The following is a 20,476-nucleotide window of genomic DNA, read 5'->3' as shown; positions in this document are numbered from 1 at the left end:
TCCGCACGGGGCTCCTTGACGCTGAACCGTTTCATTGCTTCTCTCGAAACACAGTTCTTCATGGGAGCGCTCCCAACCCCCACGTGAAAGGGATCCCCGTGCAGACACCCCCACACCCCAGACGCACCCTTTCCCTCCTCCTCACCGCCGCGCTCGTCGCCTGCCTGCTGTCGCTGTCCTGGGCGAGCGGCTCGCCGGCCCGGGCGGCGGCGGGCGACGGCTCGGTGACCGACCCGAACATCGTCTACGTCGGCCGCTGGGACACGAGTTCGGCCACGGCCGCCGTGCCCCAGTGGTCCAGCGCGTACCTTCAGACGGCTTTCACCGGCACCACGGTGAAGGTCCGGGCGAGGGACACGGTCAACTTCTACGCGAGCGTGGACGGCGGCCCCGACGTCTTCCACGCGGGTGTACGAGGGACGGTGAACCTCACTCCTCAGCCCCTCTCCCCCGGCACCCACACCCTGCGCGTCTCCTACCGGTCGGGCGACACCGTGTTCCAGGGCCTGGTCCTGGACCCGGGCGCGCGCACGGTCGGTCCCACGGTGCCGTCCGGGCTGGTCGAGTTCGTCGGTGACTCCATCACCGCCGGCGCCCTCACCGACCGGCTGGCGCTCGACTCGTACGCCTGGAAGACCGGCGAGCGCCTGGGGATGCGGCACACCCGGATCGCCCGCGCCGGCTACTGTCTGGTCGCCCGGTCCGGTTGCGTCGGCCTGAGCGACCAGTACTTCCGGACCGGCAGCACCGGCGACCAGGCCTGGGACTTCTCCCGCTACCGGGCGAGCGCGGTCGTCGTCAACCTCGGTACCAACGACATCGGCCACGGCGTGTCAGGGCCCGCGTTCCAGGCCGCGTACACCAAGTTCCTGAGCGATCTGCGGGCCAGGCACCCGGAGGCCCGACTCTTCGCCGTCCAGACGCTCAAGAAGCGGTACGTGACGGAGACCAGGGCGGCCGTGAGTGCCCGCACCAGCGCCGGCGACACCAAGGTGCACTACGTCGACACCGCGGGCTGGCTCACCGACGGCGCCGACTACGAGGACGGCAACGGCCATCCCAACGAGGCGGGTCACACCAAGTTCGCCGCCCGTCTGGCACCCGTCATCGCGGGCCGGCTCGGCGGCTCCGCCGAGGTTTCCACCAAGGCGGCGGCTCCCGGCCAACCCGGCGACCCCAACATCAAGTTCGTCGGCCGCTGGGACACCCGCAGCTCCAGCACGCTCTACACGCCGTACTGGGCCGGCGCCTACTACCGCGTCGGCTTCACCGGCCGCACGGTGAAGCTCAAGCAGCGCAACACCATCGACTTCTGGGCGCGCATCGACAACGGGCCCGTGAAGTTCTACGACGACGTCAAGGGCACCGTGAATCTGACGCCGTCGCCCCTGTCCCCCGGCAACCACACGCTCCAGGTCAACTACCAGGTGGTCGCGGGCTCCTATCGCGGCGACGCCGTCTTCCAGGGGCTGGCTCTCGACAGCGGCGCGACGACGTTCGCACCGCCGGCTCCGGCGAAGCTGATCGAGTTCGTCGGCGACTCCATCACGGTCGGCACCACCACCTCGCAGAACGCCCGGACCGCGTACGGCTGGCTGATCGGCGAGCGGCTCGACGCCGAGCACACCCAGGTCGCCCAGGGCGGTGCCTGTCTGGTCGCGACGGCCGACGGATGCGTGGGTCTTGAGCAGCAGTTCGGCAGACTCAACCCCAACTCGGCCACGCCCGACTGGGACTTCTCCCGCTACCAGGCGGACACGGTCGTCATCAACCTGGGCACCAACGACGTGGGCCACGGCGTGAGTTCGACCCAGTTCCAGTCGGCGTACAGCAGTCTGCTGCGCAAGGTGCGCGCCGCCTATCCGCGGGCCTGGATCTTCGCGCTGGAGACCTTCCGCGGCCGCTACGTCCCGCAGACCGAGGCGGCGGTCAAGGCGGCCGTGGCCGGCGGCGACACCCGCCTGTCCTTCGTCGACACGACGGGCTGGCTGGGCTCCGGCGATCTGACGGACTCCGTCCACCCCAACGACCGGGGCCACCGCGTCATCGCCGACCGCCTGGCGCCGATCATCGCGGCGCGCATCGGCGGCTGACCCCGCCGGTCGTCCCGGTCGGCGCCGGCCCGCAGCTCGCGAAGGAAGTGCGGTGCCGCCTCGGTCAGTTGATCCACCTGACTCTCGATCAACGGGAGGTGTTCGCCGAGCGAGCCGGCGGACACCTCCGGGATCTCCGGCAGGTAGCGGTAGCCGCACGGTGAGGCCGCAGCCCGCATGTGCCGGGCGTCCCGCCGTACTTGGCGAACTCACTCCAGCCGATGTGGGGTTGGTGCTCCAGGAACAGGTCGTACGCCAGCCTCCTGAGCCGGCCGGCGGCACTCCACAGGGCGACGGGCAGGCGTCGGGCGTCACGGTCGGCTGCGTCCACACGCCGGTCATGGAGGCGTGCCCTCGGGCCGGCCGCGTGTCAGGCCGTCGGCAGTCCGCCGCCCTGGAGTCGTTCGAGGTCGGAGGGGCGGACCTGGATGACGAGGAGGGCGATCACCGCGGCGATGGCGGTGAAGATCGCGGCCATGATGAAGGCGGCGGAGACCCCTGCGGTGAGGATCTCGTCGGCGTAGGGGGGCGGGAGCTGCCCGGTGCGTTCGAAGCGGAGGCGCTCCAGTGGGGTCGCCTGGGACAGGAAGGCCGGGATCTGTTCGTCGGCCTCGTTGTTGCTCGCCGTGCCGTACATCGTGACGAGGATGGACAGTCCGAGGGAGCCGCCGACCTGCTGGGTGGCGTTCAGCAGCCCGGAGGCGGCGCCGGTCTCCGGGGTCGCCACATTGGACAGGGCCATCAGGGTCAGGGACACGAACTCCATGCCCATGCCGAGGCTGAAGACGAGCATCGGGCCGAGGATGCTGCCGAGGTAGGTGGAGTGGATGTCGGTCAGAGTCAGCCAGGCGAGACCCGCGGCGGCCAGGATCGCACCCACCACCATGAACGGTTTGGGCCCGTACCTGGGCAGGTACTGGGACGCCAGTCCCGCGCCGATCGCGATGACGGCGCTCACCGGGAGGAAGGCCAGCCCGGCTTCGAGGGGGCTGAAGTCCAGCACGTTCTGCACGAAGAGCGTCAGGAAGAAGAACATGCCGAAGATCGCGGCGGCCAGGCTCAGCATCATGCCGTACGTGCCCGCCCGGTTGCGGTCGGCGAACATGTGCAGGGGCGTGATCGGCTGCCGGGAGCGCTGCTCGACCAGGATGAACAGCAGCAGGAAGACCACGGCCGCCCCGAACGCTCCCAGAGTGAGGGGATCCCGCCAGCCGTCCTGCGCGGCCCGGATGAACCCGTAGACCAGCAGCACCATGCCGATGGTCGAGGTCATCGCGCCCAGTACGTCGAAGTGCCCGGCGTGCCGCTCGGACTCCCGGATCCAGCGGGGTGTGGCGAGGACGATGAGCAGTCCGATGGGCACGTTGACGAACAGCACCCAGCGCCAGTTGAGCCATTCGACGAGCATGCCGCCGGCCAGCAGCCCGATCGCGCCGCCGCCGGCCGAGACCGCGGCGAAGACACCGAACGCCCTGTTGCGTTCGGGTCCTTCGGGGAAGGTCGTGCTGATCAGGGCGAGGGAGGTCGGGGAGGCGACGGCGCCGCCGACGCCCTGGAGGGCACGGGCGGCGAGGAGTTGCCACTCGTTCTGGGAGAGTCCGCCGAGCAGGGAGGCGAGGACGAAGAGCAGCACGCCGAAGATGAACACGCGCCGTCTACCGAGGATGTCGCCCATCCTGCCGCCGAGCAGCAGCAGCCCGCCGAAGGTGAGCGTGTAGGCGTTGACCACCCAGGACAGGCTGGTGGTGGAGAAGTCGAGCGAGCGCTGGATGTCCGGCAGGGCGATGTTCACGATGGTGATGTCGAGCACCACCATCAGCTGACAGGACGCGATGACGAGCAGCGCCATACCGCTGCCACGGCTCTCGCTCCGCTCCGTCTTCTGCGGGGTGGTCCGTGCTTCGGGCGTCGGCTCGGGGTTGCTCATGGCACTGTGCCGTGGGCGGGGGTTGGATGCTGGTTCCCGCCACCATTCGACCGTACGCCGGTGCCGTACGGCCCTCCAGTCGATCACCGGACCGCCGGACCGGTGTGTGAGGCGCAGGTCAGCGAGGACCGCGGATCAGTCCCGTCAGATAGCGCCAGAGCGACGAGCGCTGCCGGGCGGAGCGGTCCGGCAGCACCGGATCGGTGCTGTCCTGCGCCGGATCGAGGGTCGGCCGTGGCGCCACTGCCCGCTCGGGCATCGCGGCGAGTTCGTACCGCACGGGCAGCGAGCGCAGGCCGCGCATGAACGGCGAGGAGCGCCAGGGCAGTTGGTCGGCGGGGAGGGCGAGGTCCAGGTGGCTGAACCGCTCGAACAGCCGGCCGACCCCGACCGCGGCGACCGTAGAGGCGAGCTCGCGTGCCGGGCACTGGCGGCGGCCCGCGCCCCAGGACAGATGCGCCCGGGTGCTGATCGTGCTGCCCGGCGCCACGTGGTCGGCGAAGAGCGGGTCGGCGTGTGCGGCGGCGGAGGACACCCACACCGGGTCGCCCGCCCGGATCGTGTAGTTGCCGAGCGGAGTGTCCTCGGCGGCGAACCGCGGGACGAAGTTCACCAGCGGCGGCTTGCGCATGACCACCCGGTTCATGGTCTCCCTGATCATCCCGGCGGACAGGCTGGCGCGCACAGCGCCGTCACCGTCGCCGGAGATGACCTCGACCACCGTGTTGGACATGAGGATGCCGACGTGGTCGGAGGTCATGCCGAGCAGCATGAACAGCTCACGGGCGAGTTCGTCGAGCGAGAGGCCGGGATGGGCGGCGAGCAGGTAGGAGGGGAAGTCGTCGCCCGGCTCCTTGAGCTTCACGGCCGCGAGTTCCGCGAGCGTGGCGAGGAGACGTTCCAGGGCGGGCTCCGCGTCCGGCCCGGCGTCCAGCACACGCCACATGTCCATCAGGGCGTCGTCGCCCTGGGAGCCGGGGAAGCCGAGCAGATGACTGGCCACCATGAGCGGAAGTGGCCGGGAGAACTGGGCGGAGAGGTCGGCCACGCCGGTGCCGCCGCCCTGTCCGACCAGGGTGATCAGGTCGTCGGCGTAGGCGGTCACGGCCGCTTTGAGGCGCTTGGCCTGCGGGTGGCCGGGGTCCTGGAACGGCTTGAGTGCCGCGTCCCAAGCCGCGCGCAGCGAGCCGTATCCCGGGCCGCCCTGGATCAGCACGTGGTTGACCTCGAGGGACGGCCCGAGCGGCCAGTCCGCGGGGACCTCGCCCTCGGTGCGGGCCCGCCAGTTCTCCAGCCCCTTCGGCCAGGCGTCGTCGTCCTGGAGCACCTGGAGGGCCTCGCGGTAGCCGAGGACCAGCCAGGCGGGCACTCCGAGCAGGTCGACCGGGGCGACGGGCCCGTGTTGCTGGCGCAGCCGTTCGTAGACGAGCGAGGGGCGGGTCTCGTAGTCGCGGGTCAGCAGGGGTTGGGGCGTCAGCTCTTCCAAGCGCGTGTCGTCGACGTTCACGGATCCGCTCTCGCCCACCTGGGATTCCACCGTCCTGCCGCCCTCCGACACTCCCCGCACCGGCGCACTACCAGTCAGTAGCCGGCAACGCCGGTGACACTACCCCAGACGGTCCTCGCGGGTGAACGACGGGTGTGGCCGGGACGTCAGCCGGCCGCGGGCGGAATGTTCTGGTTGGCGTGGAAGAAGTTGTCCGGGTCGTAGGTGTGCTTGGTCGCGGCGAGTCGGTCGTAGTGGCCGCGGTAGGTCGACCGGACCCGGTCCGGGCTCTCGGCCTCGCCGAGGAAGTTGATGTAGGAGCCGCCCATGGAGTGCGGGTGCAGGTCGGTCCAGTAGTCGACGCTCCACTGCCGGATCAGGTCGGCGTTGGCGGGGTCCGGGTCGACCCCGGCGATCACGCCGGACCAGACGGCGTCGCGGTACGCCCAGGCCGTGTCGTCGGCGCCGACGTCGTGGGCCGCGGCGTCCACGGGATACAGGTGCATCAGGGACAGGGCGGTAGGGATGTTCTCGCCGTACTTGTGGTGAACCTCGATCGAGGCGTCGGAGATCGTGTCGAAGAAGTCACCGCGCCAGTACCACTGGTAGCCCTTCGGGATCAGAGTGTCGAACATGCTCTGGAGGGCGGGGTAGGGCATGGGAGTGGTGAAGTGGAAGGCGGACGGCGCCGGTTCGTTGACCGCGGTGAGCGTCTGTTCCAGGCGGTCGCCCGCCAGGTCGCCGGTGTAGCACCAGACGACGCCGCACATCTTCTGCCCGTGGATCGGCTCGGGGAACGGCGGTCCGGGCGGGATGACGAAGACGGTGAAGAAGCCGTACAGGTCCCGGGGCGCGGCGGGCAGGAACTCCCGGTACCAGCGCAGCACTTCCGGTGTGCGGTCGATCGGCCACACCGTCACGGCGACGCCGACGGTGTCCACGGGGTGCAGCCCGAACGTGAACGACGTGACGACGCCGAAGTTCCCGCCGCCGCCGCGCAGCGCCCAGAACAGGTCCGGGTGCTCCTCGGCGGAGGCGGTGACGAACGATCCGTCGGCGAGGACGACGTCGGCGGACTGGAGGCTGTCGATGGTCAGGCCGTACCTGCGGGTGAGGTAGCCGTGGCCGCCGCCGAGGGTGAGGCCGCCCACGCCCGTCATCGAGACGATGCCGGCCGGCACGCCCAGGCCGAAGGTGTGGGCCGCGTGGTCCAGGTCGCCGAGCTGCGCGCCGCCGGCGACCTGTGCCGTCCCGGCGCGCGGGTCGACGTGCACCCCGCGCATCGTCGACAGGTCGAGGACGAGGCCGTCGTCGACCAGGCACAGCCCGGGTCCGCTGTGCCCGCCGCCGCGCACGGCGAGCTCGACCCCGGTGTCCCTGGCGAAGGAGAGCACGGTGCGTACGTCCGCCACGTCCACGCACTGCGCGAAGGCCGCGGGGCGCCGGTCGATCATGGCGTTGTAGATGCTGCGGGCCTCGTCGTAGCCCGGGTCCCGCGGGGTGATGACCGGTCCCCGCAGTGTCTCGCGCAAGCCGTCGAGTGCCGTTCCGTCGATGCCGCCCATGGCCGGACCCCTCTGTGTGAAGACGTGAACCGCGGACGGATGACGGCGCCTGACGTCCGGGCGGGCAGCGGGGGCGTGGTGCGCGGATCCGTTCGCACCTCGTATCGATGTTCCGATGTGGTGATGTTCCGATGTGGCGATGTGGTGATGTGTCGATGTCGGCAGGGCGGGGGCGTACGGGCCCGGCCCCGCCACAGCCCAGTCTTCACCGCACGGTCGAGGATCGCACGTCGGGCATGCCGCGGCGGCGTCAGATCAACTCCGTGGCGGATCTCGCCCCCTGATCGCGCAGCCACGCGACCAGCGCGGGGTGCCCCGAGCGGTCGGCGGCGTCCAGTGCCGTCAACCGGTCGTGGCCGATCCAGTTGACGTCGCCGCCGCGTCGCAGCAGGTGGTCGGCCATCTCTCGCTGCCCGCCGTGGCAGGCGCACCACAGCGCGTTGGTGATGTCCTCGGCGGTGGGCGGATCGGTCTCGGAGGTGAGGTGGGCGGCGACGCGGTCGGCTTCGCCGAGGGCGGCCGCCTGCCACAGGGTGGTGCGGGCGCCGCGTTCCACCAGGCGTCGCGCGCACTGCCACTGTCCGAAGGCCACCGCGTCCGCCAGCGGCGTGCCGTCGCCGATGACCGCGCCGTCGGCCTCGATGTCGGCGCCCAGGTCGAGCAGGGCGTCAAGGACGGGGACGTCGTCGGTGCTGGCCGCCCAGTGCAGCGGGGTCTCGCGGTGGGCGCCGGTGAACCGGGCGTTGACGTCCGCGCCCGCGGCGACCAGCGCGGCCACCGTCGCGGGACCGCCCGGCAGGTGGCCGGGCCAGTCGGTGACGAGGTGCAACAGGGTGCGCGCGCTCCTGATGTCGCCGACCCTCGCCGTGGCCAGGCCCGGATGCGCGGTGAGCAGGTCCCGCAACGCCTCCACGTCGCCGCTCCGGATCGCCTCGCTCACGGCTCGGGCCGGCGGAGCGGTCGTGTCGATCAGCATCGGGCCTCCTTGTGTCCTCACCCGGACAGCGTCCTCACCTGGATAACACGGCCCACTGACAACCCCTCCTCCAGCACGGCGCGGCAGCCCTGTCCGGCGGCCGCCGACCCCCGTCTGTTACGCTCCCCGGGCCTCCCGCGGGGGAAGTCCGGTGAGAGTCCGGCGCTGACCCGCAACGGTGTGCGCGGGGACCCTGTGGTCCGTCGCGTGAGCCCGATCGCCCGTGGTGGGTGCGACCCGTTGACTGCTCGCCGTGGACTGCGAGAGGGGACCGCGCGGCCGGCACGGTCGTTCGGGCTGTCTCCTCGATCGAGGTTCACAGGCGGCCCCAGGCGAAGGACCCGCCCGCCCGTGCTCCGAAGCAAGACGCGGATACCGAGACCCGCATCCGTCGCCCCCCGTCTGTCCGTGCCACCGCTCGTCGTCGCGCTGGGGCTGCTCCTGCTCGGGTCCGTCGTGTGCGGGGTCGGGCTGGGAGCGGCCGGGATCGGGTGGGGCGATGTCTTCCGGCTGCTCGGGGCGGGGCTGACCGGCGGCACCATCGACGCCCGGGACGTCGCCGCGTACACCATCGTCTGGGAGATACGGCTGCCGCGCGTCGTGCTCGGGGCCGTCGTCGGGGCCGGGCTCGCGGCCGTCGGGGTGGCCGTGCAGGCCATGGTCCGCAACGCGCTCGCCGATCCGTTCGTGCTGGGCGTCTCCTCGGGCGCGGCGGTGGGCGCCAACGCCGTGATCCTGCTGGGCGCGTTCGCGGGGCTCGGTGTCTGGGCGCTGTCCCTGTCCGCCTTCGTCTCGGCGCTCGCGGCCATGACGCTGGTGTACGCCGTGGCCCGGTCGCCGCACGGGCTCACCCCGCTGCGGCTGGTCCTGACGGGGACGGCGCTGGCGTACGGCTTCGAGGCCGTGACCACCGTGATGGTGTTCGGCGCGGCCCGGGGCGAGGCGGCACGCTCGGCGATGATGTGGCTGCTCGGGAGTCTGGGCGGCGCGACCTGGGCCCAGGTGCCGCTCGCCGCGGTGACCGTGGCGGCCGGGTGGTCCTGGCTGCGGTGGCGGGCCGAGGCGCTGAACGCGCTGGCGATGGGCGACGAGACGTCGGCCGCGCTGGGCGTCCAGCCGGGGCGCCTGCGCAGGGAGTTGTTCCTCGTGACCGCCGCCGTCACCGGGACCGTGGTCGCGGTCAGCGGGGCCATCGGCTTCGTCGGGCTGATGGTGCCGCACGTCGTACGGATGCTGGTGGGCGCCGATCACCGGCGGGTGCTGGCCGTGGCGCCGCTCGTCGGGGCCGTGCTGCTGGTGTGGGCGGACCTGCTGTCCCGGCTGCTCCTCGCGCCAGCCGAACTGCCCGTAGGGGTGATCACGGCCGTGGTCGGGGTGCCCACCTTCCTGCTGCTGATGCGGCGCGGCGGCTACGCGTTCGGAGGTCGGTGACGATGCGGCTGGACATCGAAGGGGTCACGGTCGAGGCCGCCGGGGCCCGGCTGGTGGACGACATCCGACTCACCGTGGACAGCGGGGCGTTCGTCGGGCTCGTCGGTCCGAACGGCAGCGGCAAGTCCACGCTGCTGCGGTGCGTGTACCGGGCGCTGCGCCCGGCCGGCGGTGCGGTGCGGCTCGACGGGGAGGACGTACACGCGATGGCGCCCAGGGCCGCCGCGCGGGTGCTGGCCGCGCTGCCGCAGGAGTCGTCGGCCGAGTTCGACTTCACCGTCGCCGAGGTGGTGGCGATGGGGCGGCTGCCGCACCGGGAGCGTACGGCCGCGTCCGACCGGGAGATCTGCGCCGCGGCCATGGACCGCACCGGCGTCGCCCATCTCGCCGGCCGCGGGTTCCTCGCCCTGTCCGGCGGCGAGAAGCAGCGCGTGCTCATCGCCCGTGCGCTCGCCCAGCAGCCGCAGGTGCTGGTCCTGGACGAGCCCACCAACCACCTCGACATCGCCCACCAGTTGGACGTGCTGTCCCTGGTGCGGGCCAGCGGCCCGACCGTGCTGGCCGCCCTGCACGACCTCAACCTGGCCGCCGCGCACTGCGACGTCCTGTACGTCATCGCCGGGGGCCGCGTCGTCGCCTCGGGCGCACCGCACGACGTTCTCCGACCCGGCCTGCTCGCCGAGGTGTTCGGGGTCCGCGCCCATCCGGTCCGGCATCCGCAGACCGGCGCGGTCCAGCTCCTGTTCGACCTCCTCCCCCAAGGAACCACATGCGCAAGCTCGTAGCCACCGCCCTCTGCCTCGCCGCGACCGTCACCGCGACCGGCTGCGGAGCCACGGTGGACAGGACCACGGAGGCCAAGTCCACGGACGCCAGGTCCTCGACCGTCACGCTCACCAACTGCGGCCGCGAGGTGACCTTCGACAAGGTCCCCGAGCGGGTGGTCACCAACGACGTCGGCATCACCGAGCTGATGTTCGCCCTCGGTCTGGAGGACCGCATGGCGGGGTTCGCCATGCCCGACGACAAGGGCGACCTGAGCGGCGTGCCGTGGAAGGGCGGCTACGACAAGGTGAAGTGGCTGTCGAAGGACCAGCTGACCAAGGAGAACGCCCTCGACGCCCGCGCCGACCTCGTCTTCGCCGGCTGGAACTACGGCTTCCGTGAGGACAGCGGCTTCACCCCCGACGCCCTGAAGAAGCTCGGCATCCCGTCGTACGTCCTCACCGAGTCCTGCCACAACGGCCGTACCGAGTCCTCGCGCGGCATCATGCCGCCCCTGGACGCCCTGTACACCGACCTCACCAACCTCGGGAAGCTCTTCGGGGTCCAGCAGCGGGCCGCGACGCTCATCGCCGGTTTCCAGAAGGAGGTCGCGCAGGTGCGGGCGCAGGCCCCGGCGGCCGGCGACCGGCCGAAGGTGTTCCTGTACGACAGCGGGCAGGACCAGCCCTTCACCTCCGGCCGTTACGCCGCCCCCGAGCAGATCATCAGCGAGGCCGGCGGTGTCAACGTCATGCACGACGTCCAGGACTCGTGGACCACCGTGGGCTGGGAGAGCGTCGTGCGGCGCGACCCGGACGTCATCGTGATCTGCGACTACGGAGACGTCAGCGCCGAGCAGAAGAAGAAGTTCCTGCTGTCCTACGCGCCTCTGCGGAACGTCTCCGCGGTCAAGCACCAGCGGATCTTCGTCCTCGACTACGTCGACCTTGTCGAGAGCCCCCGCAACCCGTCGGCCATCGCCCGGCTCGGCGCCTATCTGCGGACGGTGGCCGAGAAGCGCTGATCGTCGGCACGTGACCGCTCGAAGTGGCTCGGTCTGCCGTCCCGGTGGACCAGGCGGCCGAGCCGCTGCGCCCTGGCGCGGGGCATGAGGGTCCAGGTGCCGTCGGCTTGGCGCAGGGCGGCGGAGTGCCACGGAGTGGTCCAGGCGTCGGGGCCGTCGAGGAGCCGGATGCCGAACTTGGGGGCGCCGGCCGGCTGGGGGTGGATCGACAGACGTACGGCACGCGGATGGTGGTCGGCGACCAGCCCTCCCCAGGCGCGGCTGCGCTGGATGACGCCGTACGCCCGTCTGCGGCAATCGCGTTGTAGCGCGGAGCGGGTGCCCGTGAACGTCGGGCGTACGGCGCGGATCGCCAGCACCGGCATCAGCACGAACAACACCGCCGCGCACGCGCCCTGCCCGGTCCGGGCCGCGATCAGCCACGCCGCACCGGGTGCGAGCGCGGCCAGGACACTGCACAGCGCGAAACCGGCGGTGGCCGCCAGCAGGGCGGGCCGGGTACCCGCGCCGTCCAGCAGGCGGCCGACCGGCAACAGCAGGGCGACGAAAGGGAGTTGGTATCCCAGCGCCGCCCACTGGGCCGTGGCGGCCGCGACGTGCAGTCCCGCCGCGATGTCGGCCAGCGCCACGTTGACGATGTTCATGTCGAGCATCGCCACGAACGACAGCGCGCCCGCCACGGCCACGAGAACCCAGCGGTCCCCCACGCTCGCGCCCCCTCCTGCTCACGGCCGGGCCGCCGGACAGCGGCCTCGTCCCAGAGGTCGGAAGGGACGGGGGCCGAGTTCCCGGACATGGCCGGAAATATGATGAATGCGGAGTCGGCCCCCGTCGCACGGCGTCAGGCCGTGGTGATGCCGTCCAGCTTGCCGGACTTGGCCTCCGCGACCAGCGACGAGAACTGGTCCGCGCTCATCTGCACCCGCTGCCCGAAGTCGTCCGTGAGGACCACCCGGCGCTCGGCGGGAGCCGCCGGGTCGACGAACAGCTGCGGACAGCCGCAGTCGCAGTTGCCGCAGAACGTCGCCACCGGCTCCAGGCCGGCCATCTGGTGGATGTCGCTCATAGTGCACAACCTTTCGCGATCGTGGGCGCTCACCTGCGTGACCGCCCGGGACCGGCCCCCAGCACATCGCTCGGGGCCGACAGAGGGATACCCGCGCCGTCCGCCGGGGCCCGGTGGTCGAAGGCGATCAGCGGGTCACCGGTCAGCGGATGGTCCACCACCGTCGCCCGGACGCCGAACACCTCGGCGAGCAGAGCGGGTCGCAGTACCTCACGGGGCGCGCCGGAGGCGACCACGTGGCCGTCGTGCAGGACGTGCAGCCGGTCGCACACGGACGCCGCGGCGTTGAGGTCGTGCAGCGACACCAAGGTGGTACGGCGACCTGCCCGGAGCAGGGCCAGCAGCTCCACCTGGTGGCGGATGTCGAGGTGGTTGGTGGGCTCGTCCAGGACCAGCACGTCCGGCTCCTGGGCGAAGGCGCGGGCCAGCAGGACGCGTTGGCGTTCGCCGCCGGACAGTTCGGTGAACCGGCGCCCGGCGTGGCACTCCATGCCGACGTCCGCGAGGGCACGGGCGACCACGTCCCGGTCGGTGGCGTCCTCCCCGGCGAAGGCCCGCTTGTAGGGCGTACGGCCCATCGCGACGACCTCGCGGACGGTCAGTTCGAAGTCGCCGCCCCGCTCCTGCGGGAGGGCCGCGACATGCCGGGCCGCCTCCACGGGGCTCAGTCGGCGCAGGTCGGTGCCGGCGAGCAGGACGCGGCCGGCGATCGGCTTGAGATGCCGGTAGACGGTCCGCAGGAGGGTGGACTTGCCGCTGCCGTTCGGTCCGACGAGCCCGGTGATCTCGCCCTCGGCCGCGATCAGGCCGGCGCCGGAGACGACCGTACGGCCGGCGTACGCGACGTGCAGGTCCTCGATCTCGATCCTCAACTCCCGCTCCCCAGGCGCCGGTCCAGCAGATACAGCAGCGCCGGAGCGCCGATCAGCGAGGTGACGACGCCGACCGGCAGCTCCTGCGTGTCCATGGCCGTGCGGCACACGATGTCGACGACGACCAGGAGCAGCGCCCCGAACAGCGCCGAGACCGGCAGCAGGCGGCGGTGGTCGCCGCCGACGACCAGGCGGCAGGCGTGCGGGACCATGAGCGCGACGAAGGCGATGGCGCCGGAGACGGCGACGAGTACGCCGGTCAGCAGGCTGGTCAGCGTGAACAGTTCCCTGCGCAGACGGGTGGCGTCGACGCCGAGTCCGGCCGCCGTCTCGTCGCCCATGACCAGCGCGTTGAGCGCCCGGGCGCGTGCCTGGAGCCACAGCAGGGTGAGGGGTACGGCCACGGCGGGCGCGGCGAGCAGGGGCCAGCTCGCGCCGCTCAGGCGGCCCATGAGCCAGAACAGCACGCTGTGGGTCTGCTGCTCGTCGCCGGCCTGGAGCACGAGGTAGCTGGTGAAGCCGGACAGGAACTGCCCGATCGCCACCCCGGCCAGCACCAGCCGCAGCGGTGCGAACCCGCCCCGGCGCCGGGCCACCGCCCACACCAGCGCGAAGGTCGCGAGGGCGCCGGCGAACGCCGCGCCGGACAGGCCGAGCCCGAGCGCGCCGCCCGTGCCGAGGCCGAGCACGATCGCGGCGACCGCGCCGAGGGAGGCGCCGTTGGAGATGCCCAGGAAGTACGGGTCGGCGAGCGGGTTGCGCACCAGGGCCTGCATCGCCGTACCGACGAGACCGAGCCCCGCGCCGACCAGGGCGGCCAACAGGGCGCGGGGGACGCGGAGTTGCCAGACGATGAGGTCGTCGGTGCCGGGGCGCGGGGCCTCGCCGGACAGGCGGCGCCCGACGACGCTCCACACCTCGCCGGCCGGGATCGACGTGGAGCCCCAGGACACCGCCGCGGTGAGGGCGGCGAGCAGGGCGAGGGTGAGGGCCAGGGCCAGCGGCGCGGCGGGCACGGAGCGCGTCCGCGCCGGCTCCTCACCGTCGCGCCGGTCCCGCACGCCCTTGCGGCGCACCAGGGTGTCGATCACCGTCGGCCGACCTTGCCCGGGTACAGGGTCTTCGCGATCGACTCGACCGTGTCGGCGTTGGAGACACCGGCGATGGTGGTCTGCTCGGAGCCGATGCGCAGGAAGTGGCCTTCCTGCACGGCCTTGAGGCCCTTGGTGGCGGGGTTCGACTCCAGCCACCCGCGTGCCTCGTCGAAGGCCTGGTCGTTCGCGCTCTCGCTGCCCCGGTCGCGCACGCCGAGCTGGATCCAGTCCGGGTTCTTCGCGATGACGTCCTCCCAGCCGACCTGCTTGTAGTCGCCGTCGCAGTCGGCGAAGACGTTGCGGGCCCCGGCGAGGGTGATGACCGCGTGGGCGACCTGGCGGTTGCAGACGGCCATGGGCTGTTTGGTGCCGGCGTCGTAGTCGAAGAAGAAGTACGTCGGCCGCTCGCTCTCGGGCGTGCCGCCCACCGCCTTCCGGACGGCGTCCACCTTCCCGCGCATCCCGTCGACGAGTTCCCTCGCCTTCGCGCTCGTGCCGGTGACGGCGCCGAGGGAGGTGATGTCGTCCTGGACGGCCGTGAGGTCGGTGACGGGACTCTTGCTCGTGGCGGCGCAGGCCGTGGACTTCAGGAAGGTGTGCTTGATTCCGGCCGCCTCGAACTCCTCCTCGGTCGGCGCGTCGCCCATGCCGCCGCCCATGTTCATCGAGGCGAACGTGTCGATGTAGAGGTCGGCGCCGGAGCCGAGGAGCTTCTCCTTGGGGATCACGGTGTCGCTGAGCACCTTCACCCGCTGTGCCCGGGCGTCGAGTTCGCCCGGCAGCGTGCCCTTGCCGGGCGGGAAGCCGGTGCCGAGGACCTTGTCCCCGGCGCCCAGCCGCAGCAGTAGTTCCAGGCTGGAGGCGTTGCTGGTGACGATGTTCTGCGGCGCCGAGGTGAAGGTGGTCTCGGCGCCCGCGCAGTCGGTGACGGTGACCGGGAAGCCGCGCGTGGAGTCGCCGTCCTTGCCGGCGGCGGAGCTCGCCGTGTCCTTGTCCGCGCTGCCGCAGCCTGCCGCCAGCAGGCCGCCGAGCACCGCGGCCGTCGTAGCCCGCCCCACACGAGAACACATCGAAACTCCCCTGGATCCACTGGACGCACGGGCGGATCTCCGCCGCCCGGTCCAGTAGTCGGGGCGGACCCGGTGTCAGTTCCCGGCGGGGGAACCGACACCGGGGTCCTGGTCAGGCGGCCACGACGTCGGGCACGGCCGCCGCCTCGACCTTGGCCTCGAAGACGGACTCGGCTTCGGCCTCGGTGAGCAGTTCGACGAGGGTCGCGCGGGCGCGGGCCACTCGTGAGCGGACCGTCCCGACCGGGCAGTCGCTCATCTCGGCGGCCTCCGCATAGGGAAGGCCCACCATCTGGGTGAGGACGAACGCCTCGCGGCGTTCGTCGGGCAGCGCGTCGAGCAGGCCGAGCAGCGCGATGCCGTCGTCGAAGCCGGGCAGGCCCGACGGCTGGGCGCGTTCCGCCGTCAGCGTCCAGTCGTCGGTGTCGTACAGCCGCGGCCGGGCGGCGGCGTACCGGTGGCTGTCGATCACCGCGCGACGCGCGATGGACAGCAGCCAGGCGCGCGCCGAGGAGCGGCCCTCGAACCGGTGCAGGCTGCCGAGCGCCCGCAGGAACGTGTCCTGTGCCAGGTCGTCGGCGGCCTGCGGATCGGCGGACAGATGCGCCACGTACCGCACGACGTCACGGTGCAGCGAACGGACGAAACGGTCCGTCGCGTCCGGGTCGCCACCGCGGGCGGCCAGCGCCCACGCGGTCGTCGACTCGTCGCAGGAGGCAGCTTTGGAGGTGTGGTCCGCCTTCGTGTCCCTCACGCGGGTCGCGCGTGAGGAGGGCAGGGCAGGAGTGATCACCTGAGTCCTTCTCGGGTAGTCCGGACACCGGCGCGGCGGCCGGGGCGACAGCGGGAGTGAAGACCTCGCCGTCGGGCGCCCGGGACGCGTACGGAAGCCGTACGCGCACGCCGTACCGGAGGAATCCGGGGGTGTCGGGGACACGGCCGTACGACAGGTACGGCCGGGGCCCGAGGCACGGTCGGCGTCGACGACTCGACGTCCGGGTCCGTACGGCCTCGGGAATCCGGCTGTCTCAGATGACAGCGATCCCCGGTGGAGGCCCCCGAGAGGTGATCGTGTGAACGAGCGGCAGCAGCCGCGGCGCCCGGTCGGAACGGCCGCGTCGTGGACGTAGCCGCGGCCGGTGCGGCGGTACGGGCAGGGCGAGCGACAGCCGCAGCGGGGCCGCCAGCCATCCGGCGACGGCCCGCAGGATGCGGAACGCGGCGCGCTCACCGTGCCCGAGCCACAGGCCGCACAGCAGCGCGGCGAGAGTGTGGGCGGCGAACATGCCGAGCGAGGACATGCCGGCCATGTCGTGGCCCATGTCCACGGGGCTCGTGCCCATGTGGCTCATCCCCATGTCGCCCGCACCCATGTGGCCAGAACCCATGTAGGGGGAGCCCATGTGGTGGGAGCCCATGTGGCTCCCGTCCATGTGGCCCATCCCCGTGTGGCCGGCGAACATCGAGCCCAGGTTCTGCCCGGCATCGGCGGAGGACTGCGCGAACTCGAAGGCCGCGTGCAGCCCACCCTGGGCGACGACCACGACGGCGACGACCAGCGGGAGTCCACGCTCCCGGCCGGCCAGGAACCAGCCGACGCCGCCCGTCAGGACGGCACCGGCCGCCAGCGTCCACCAAGGGACGGACGCACCCGACATCAGGACGTGACCGAGGGCGGCGAGCAGCACGCAGACGGACGCGAACATCGCGGCCCGTATCGTGCGCACACCCCACCCAGCAGTCATGACGGCCCTCATCCTCGCATCCTGGGCCCACTCGTCACGGGTGGGTACGCACAACACCCCCGTCCCGCACTCAAGCCCAGAATGGTGATACAGGACACATCGCACGGAGGGAACTGGGCGCGCACGCCGGCCGACAAGTAGGGCGTGTGAGGGCTGTCTTCAGGGCTGTCCCCGTGCCGCCGTCACTGCCGTCCACCCGGGCGGACCACCATCGCCTGCACCTCGATCCGCCCGCCCCGCTCGAAGTGGAGGGTGAACGGCACATAGGTGCCGGTCTGCCAGTCCGGATCGGCCCGCAACGTCACGTCCAGACCGAACGGGGACATGGCGAGGCCGCCGCCGGCCGGGACGCGGGCCGAGTCCACTGTCCGCGCGGACGCCGCGTTGCCGCTGGTCATACGGTGGCGGCTGAGCGACATGTCTCCGGCGACCTCGGACGAGGTGACCTTCAGCAGCCGGTCGTCCGCGCCCCCGGTGTTGGTGATCCGGAAGAACGCGGCCGTGTCACGGACGTCGCCGTACGGCAGGAAGACCCGCCCCCCGGTGACCGCGATCCGCGCCGGGCTGCCCGCGCTGCCGGAGCCCACCCATGTGGTCAATCCGCCCAGGGCGACGCCGCACGCGGCGATCGGGGCGAGTGCGGCGAGCAGGGCGTCGGTGATCCGGCGGCGGGTCGGGAGCCAGGCCCGGGCACGGGCGGTGGGGTCGGCGGTGCTCCCGGTCGTCCGTTCGGCGGTTGGTGCGGTCATCGGGTTCCTCCCCCGGTCGCGACGGGCCTCCGGCCCGGGACACCGGCCTGTTCACGGCCGCGCGGCACCGCCCGTGCGGGTGCCGGCCGCCAGGTCCGCAGGCGCAGGCTGTTGGCCACCACGAGCACGGAGCTCACCGACATGGCCACCGCGGCGACCATCGGGTTGAGCAGGCCGACCATGGCGAGCGGCACGGTCACCAGGTTGTAGCCGAAGGCCCACAGCAGGTTGGCGCGGATGGTGCCCAGGGTGCGCCGGGCGAGCCGGACCGCGTCCCCGAGCGCTTCGATGTCGCCGCGCACCAGGGTCACGTCGGCGGCCCCGATCGCGACGTCCGTCCCCGTGCCCATCGCGATGCCGAGGTCGGCGCCGGCCAGCGCGGCCGCGTCGTTGACGCCGTCGCCGACGACCGCGACGCGGCGGCCCCGCGCCCTCAGCTCCCGTACGAGCTCCGCCTTGGCCTCGGGAGTGCGGCGGGCGTAGACCTCCTCGATGCCGAGCGCGGACGCGACCGCGCGGGCCGGGGCCTCCCGGTCTCCGGTGGCAAGGACCGGGTGCACTCCGAGGCGCCGCAACCGGTCCACGGCCCGGTAGCTCCCGGGACGCACCACGTCCCCGACCTCGATCAGCGCCTGCGCCGCCCCGTCGACCCGGACTACGACCGGCGTGTGCGCGGCCGCCTCCGCCGCCCGGAGCGCGTCCGCCAGCACCGGGGGCAACTCGTCGTCCGGCGCGAGGACTTCGACCAGCCGGCCCGCGACCCGGCCGCGCACACCCCGCCCCGTCTCCGCCCGGAAGTCACTCACTTCGGGCAAGGGGCCGTGCTGTGACAGGGTCCTGCGGGCGTACGCGACGACGGCGCGGCCCAGCGGGTGTTCCGAGCCCTGTTCCACCGCCCCGGCCAGTCGCAGCACGGCTTCCGCACCGAGCCCGAGTCCCACCCCGAGTGCGCTGTCTCGGCCGGGTACGGCCGTCACGCGGGCGACGCTCATGTGCCCGGAGGTGAGGGTGCCCGTTTTGTCGAGGACGACGGTGTCGATGTGCTGGAGTCCCTCCAGGGCCTGCGGGCCCCGGACCAGGACGCCGAGCTGCGCGCCACGGCCGGTGGCGGCCATCAGCGCGGTCGGGGTCGCCAGGCCCAGCGCGCAGGGACAGGCCACGACCAGGACGGCGACGCATGCGGTGATCGCCGCCTGCGGATCGGCCCCGGCTCCGAGCCAGAACCCCAGGACGGTGACGGCCAGCGAAAGGACCACGGGGACGAATACCCCGGCCACGGTGTCGGCGAGGCGCTGGGCCCGTGCCTTACCCGCCTGGGCCTCCGTCACCAGCCGGGCGATCCGCGCGAGTTGGGTGTCCGCGCCGACGGCCGTGGCCCGTACGAGCAGCAGTCCGCCCGCGTTGACGGCGCCGCCCACCACCGCCGAGCCCGGCCCGGTCTCGACGGGCTCGCTCTCCCCGGTGACGAGCGACAGGTCCACGGCGGAGTTGCCCTCGACCACGTCGCCGTCGGTGGCGACCCGCTCTCCGGGCCGTACGACGAAGACCTGCCCGACCGTCAACTCCTTGATGGGGAGGAGGTGTTCGGTGCCGTCGTCCTCGCGTACCGAGACCTCCTTGGCGGCGAGGCGGCCGAGCGAGCGCAGCGCCGCCCCCGTGCCGTGGCGCGCCCGAGCCTCCAGGAACCGGCCGGCCAGCACGAACAGCGGGACACCCACGGCCGCTTCGAGGTAGACGTGGGCGGCGCCGTCCGAGGCGGACGGCAACAGGCTGAACGGCATCCGCATGCCGGGCTCGCCCGCGCCGCCGAGGAACAGGGCGTACACCGACCAGGAGAAGGACGCCGCGACGCCCAGGGAGACCAGGGTGTCCATCGTCGCGGTGGAGTGGCGCAGCCCGCGCAGGGCCCGGGCGTGGAACGGCCAGGCACTCCACACGGCGACCGGCGCGGCCAGCACGAGGCACAGCCACTGCCAGTTGCGGAACTGCCAGTCGGGCACCATCGACAGCACCAGCACCGGCACCGCGAGCAGCGCGGTGACGAGGAGCCGCTCACGCTCCTGCCGCGCGCCCTCGGGTTCCCGTCCGCTCGCCGGTTCCGGTTCACCACCCCGGCGCTCCCGCTGCTTCGGCGGCTCGGGCAACGCGGCCGTGTATCCGGCCTGTTCGACGGTCGCCACCAGTTCCTCGGGGCGGACGTCCGGCGGATGGCTCACCCGGGCGCGCCCGGTGGCCAGGTTGACCGTCGCGGTCACGCCCTCCAGCTTGGCGAGTCTCCTCTCCACGCGTCGCACGCAGGCCGCGCAGGTCATACCTCCGACGGTGAGATCCGTGGTGGTCATCGAGGGTGCCGGTTCCGTGGCCATCAGCCGCCGCTCCCGTGCCGCATGTCCATGCCCCCCGTGTCCCCCATGTCCTGGCCTCCCGGGTCCGTGCCCCCGCCGCCGTCGCTCGTCCCGGAGCGGTGCATGCCGGGCGCCACGGGCCCGGCGGCGGCTCCGACGGCGTACGACACCGTGAAGATCAGGGCGAGCAGCAGCAGAAACCCGCAGAGGGCGGGTGGCACAAGTTGGGGTGGTTTCATCGACGGCCTCCTGACGCACGTACCGCTCC

Annotated in this window: 17 protein-coding genes and 2 pseudogenes; 4 read left to right on the top strand and 15 right to left on the bottom strand. The window is 72.4% G+C overall.

From position 1 onward, the window contains the following. Window positions 1–98: 98 nt before the first annotated feature. Complete coding sequence (locus ACZ4UU_RS37530) at window positions 99–2,093, top strand: GDSL-type esterase/lipase family protein (RefSeq protein WP_471907887.1); 1,995 nt, start codon at window positions 99–101, stop codon at window positions 2,091–2,093. A 370-nt stretch (window positions 2,094–2,463) separates the two neighbouring features. Here the strand turns inward: ACZ4UU_RS37530 and ACZ4UU_RS37525 are convergent, their stop codons facing one another. The 4 genes from ACZ4UU_RS37525 to ACZ4UU_RS37510 all read right to left on the bottom strand — a co-directional run bounded on the left by ACZ4UU_RS37525 (window position 2,464) and on the right by ACZ4UU_RS37510 (window position 8,047). Further along, complete coding sequence (locus tag ACZ4UU_RS37525) at window positions 2,464–3,942, bottom strand: MFS transporter (RefSeq protein ID WP_471907903.1); 1,479 nt, start codon at window positions 3,940–3,942, stop codon at window positions 2,464–2,466. A 196-nt stretch (window positions 3,943–4,138) separates the two neighbouring features. Continuing rightward, entirely contained in the window at window positions 4,139–5,557 is a 1,419-nt protein-coding gene (locus ACZ4UU_RS37520) for a cytochrome P450 (protein WP_471907886.1), read from the bottom strand. 116 nt (window positions 5,558–5,673) lie between these two features. Continuing rightward, window positions 5,674–7,071, bottom strand: a complete 1,398-nt coding sequence (locus ACZ4UU_RS37515; RefSeq protein WP_471907885.1) for an FAD-binding oxidoreductase — start codon at window positions 7,069–7,071, stop codon at window positions 5,674–5,676. Window positions 7,072–7,321: 250 nt separating this feature from the next. Continuing rightward, a complete protein-coding gene (locus ACZ4UU_RS37510; protein ID WP_471907884.1) occupies window positions 7,322–8,047 on the bottom strand; it encodes an ankyrin repeat domain-containing protein in 726 nt (241 codons plus the stop codon). Window positions 8,048–8,455: 408 nt separating this feature from the next. Between ACZ4UU_RS37510 and ACZ4UU_RS37505 the strand changes: the two genes are divergently transcribed. Genes ACZ4UU_RS37505 through ACZ4UU_RS37495 form a run of 3 tightly spaced genes read left to right on the top strand, consistent with a single transcriptional unit; the run spans window position 8,456 to window position 11,267 of the window. Then, window positions 8,456–9,478, top strand: coding sequence for a FecCD family ABC transporter permease (locus tag ACZ4UU_RS37505; RefSeq protein ID WP_471907902.1), 1,023 nt, complete (start codon window positions 8,456–8,458; stop codon window positions 9,476–9,478). 2 nt (window positions 9,479–9,480) lie between these two features. Continuing rightward, window positions 9,481–10,263 carry an ABC transporter ATP-binding protein gene (locus ACZ4UU_RS37500; protein WP_471907883.1) on the top strand — a complete coding sequence of 261 codons (783 nt, stop codon included), beginning with the start codon at window positions 9,481–9,483 and terminating at the stop codon, window positions 10,261–10,263. Continuing rightward, window positions 10,248–11,267: an ABC transporter substrate-binding protein gene (locus tag ACZ4UU_RS37495; RefSeq protein ID WP_471907882.1), complete on the top strand. Its 1,020-nt coding sequence runs from the start codon at window positions 10,248–10,250 to the stop codon at window positions 11,265–11,267. Before ACZ4UU_RS37500 ends, ACZ4UU_RS37495 begins: the two co-directional genes overlap by 16 nt. Here the strand turns inward: ACZ4UU_RS37495 and ACZ4UU_RS37490 are convergent. The 11 genes and pseudogenes from ACZ4UU_RS37490 to ACZ4UU_RS37440 all read right to left on the bottom strand — a co-directional run. Continuing rightward, a pseudogene (locus ACZ4UU_RS37490) lies at window positions 11,237–11,596 on the bottom strand (L-tyrosine/L-tryptophan isonitrile synthase family protein); the annotation flags it as partial. The gene ACZ4UU_RS37495 and the pseudogene ACZ4UU_RS37490 sit on opposite strands and share 31 nt — an antisense overlap. Before the next feature lie 42 nt (window positions 11,597–11,638). Then, a pseudogene (locus ACZ4UU_RS37485) lies at window positions 11,639–11,911 on the bottom strand (MFS transporter); the annotation flags it as partial. A gap of 197 nt (window positions 11,912–12,108) precedes the next feature. Next, window positions 12,109–12,333 carry a hypothetical protein gene (locus ACZ4UU_RS37480; protein ID WP_471907881.1) on the bottom strand — a complete coding sequence of 75 codons (225 nt, stop codon included), beginning with the start codon at window positions 12,331–12,333 and terminating at the stop codon, window positions 12,109–12,111. Between the two features lie 29 nt (window positions 12,334–12,362). After that, complete coding sequence (locus ACZ4UU_RS37475; protein ID WP_471907880.1) at window positions 12,363–13,205, bottom strand: ABC transporter ATP-binding protein; 843 nt, start codon at window positions 13,203–13,205, stop codon at window positions 12,363–12,365. Continuing rightward, window positions 13,202–14,266 (bottom strand): FecCD family ABC transporter permease, encoded by a 1,065-nt coding sequence (locus ACZ4UU_RS37470; protein ID WP_471907901.1) that lies wholly within the window; start codon window positions 14,264–14,266, stop codon window positions 13,202–13,204. The genes ACZ4UU_RS37475 and ACZ4UU_RS37470 overlap by 4 nt, the downstream gene beginning before the upstream one ends. A gap of 26 nt (window positions 14,267–14,292) precedes the next feature. After that, complete coding sequence (locus tag ACZ4UU_RS37465) at window positions 14,293–15,369, bottom strand: ABC transporter substrate-binding protein (RefSeq protein ID WP_471907879.1); 1,077 nt, start codon at window positions 15,367–15,369, stop codon at window positions 14,293–14,295. A gap of 112 nt (window positions 15,370–15,481) precedes the next feature. Beyond that, window positions 15,482–16,162 carry a sigma-70 family RNA polymerase sigma factor gene (locus tag ACZ4UU_RS37460; protein WP_471907878.1) on the bottom strand — a complete coding sequence of 227 codons (681 nt, stop codon included), beginning with the start codon at window positions 16,160–16,162 and terminating at the stop codon, window positions 15,482–15,484. A 235-nt stretch (window positions 16,163–16,397) separates the two neighbouring features. Beyond that, window positions 16,398–17,114: a hypothetical protein gene (locus ACZ4UU_RS37455; RefSeq protein ID WP_471907877.1), complete on the bottom strand. Its 717-nt coding sequence runs from the start codon at window positions 17,112–17,114 to the stop codon at window positions 16,398–16,400. Between the two features lie 182 nt (window positions 17,115–17,296). After that, on the bottom strand, window positions 17,297–17,863 hold the full coding sequence (locus tag ACZ4UU_RS37450; RefSeq protein ID WP_471907876.1) for a copper chaperone PCu(A)C: 567 nt from the start codon (window positions 17,861–17,863) through the stop codon (window positions 17,297–17,299). Then, on the bottom strand, window positions 17,860–20,229 hold the full coding sequence (locus tag ACZ4UU_RS37445) for a heavy metal translocating P-type ATPase (protein WP_471907875.1): 2,370 nt from the start codon (window positions 20,227–20,229) through the stop codon (window positions 17,860–17,862). Before ACZ4UU_RS37445 ends, ACZ4UU_RS37450 begins: the two co-directional genes overlap by 4 nt. Further along, window positions 20,229–20,447 (bottom strand): hypothetical protein, encoded by a 219-nt coding sequence (locus ACZ4UU_RS37440; protein ID WP_471907874.1) that lies wholly within the window; start codon window positions 20,445–20,447, stop codon window positions 20,229–20,231. The genes ACZ4UU_RS37445 and ACZ4UU_RS37440 overlap by 1 nt, the downstream gene beginning before the upstream one ends. Between the last annotated feature and the right edge of the window lie 29 nt (window positions 20,448–20,476).

The sequence above is a fragment of the Streptomyces sp. NPDC028907 genome (genome assembly GCF_055564995.1).
This window is presented reverse-complemented; position numbering and strand designations above follow the sequence as displayed.

Coding starts and splice junctions, on each gene's coding strand:
- ACZ4UU_RS37525 (WP_471907903.1), bottom strand. CDS start 3,942: ATGGCGCTGCTCGTCATCGCGTCCTGTCAGCTGATGGTGGTGCTCGAC.
- ACZ4UU_RS37515 (WP_471907885.1), bottom strand. CDS start 7,071: ATGGGCGGCATCGACGGAACGGCACTCGACGGCTTGCGCGAGACACTG.
- ACZ4UU_RS37510 (WP_471907884.1), bottom strand. CDS start 8,047: ATGCTGATCGACACGACCGCTCCGCCGGCCCGAGCCGTGAGCGAGGCG.
- ACZ4UU_RS37500 (WP_471907883.1), top strand. CDS start 9,481: ATGCGGCTGGACATCGAAGGGGTCACGGTCGAGGCCGCCGGGGCCCGG.
- ACZ4UU_RS37495 (WP_471907882.1), top strand. CDS start 10,248: ATGCGCAAGCTCGTAGCCACCGCCCTCTGCCTCGCCGCGACCGTCACC.
- ACZ4UU_RS37480 (WP_471907881.1), bottom strand. CDS start 12,333: ATGAGCGACATCCACCAGATGGCCGGCCTGGAGCCGGTGGCGACGTTC.
- ACZ4UU_RS37465 (WP_471907879.1), bottom strand. CDS start 15,369: ATGTGTTCTCGTGTGGGGCGGGCTACGACGGCCGCGGTGCTCGGCGGC.
- ACZ4UU_RS37455 (WP_471907877.1), bottom strand. CDS start 17,114: ATGACTGCTGGGTGGGGTGTGCGCACGATACGGGCCGCGATGTTCGCG.
- ACZ4UU_RS37450 (WP_471907876.1), bottom strand. CDS start 17,863: ATGACCGCACCAACCGCCGAACGGACGACCGGGAGCACCGCCGACCCC.
- ACZ4UU_RS37445 (WP_471907875.1), bottom strand. CDS start 20,229: ATGGCCACGGAACCGGCACCCTCGATGACCACCACGGATCTCACCGTC.
- ACZ4UU_RS37440 (WP_471907874.1), bottom strand. CDS start 20,447: ATGAAACCACCCCAACTTGTGCCACCCGCCCTCTGCGGGTTTCTGCTG.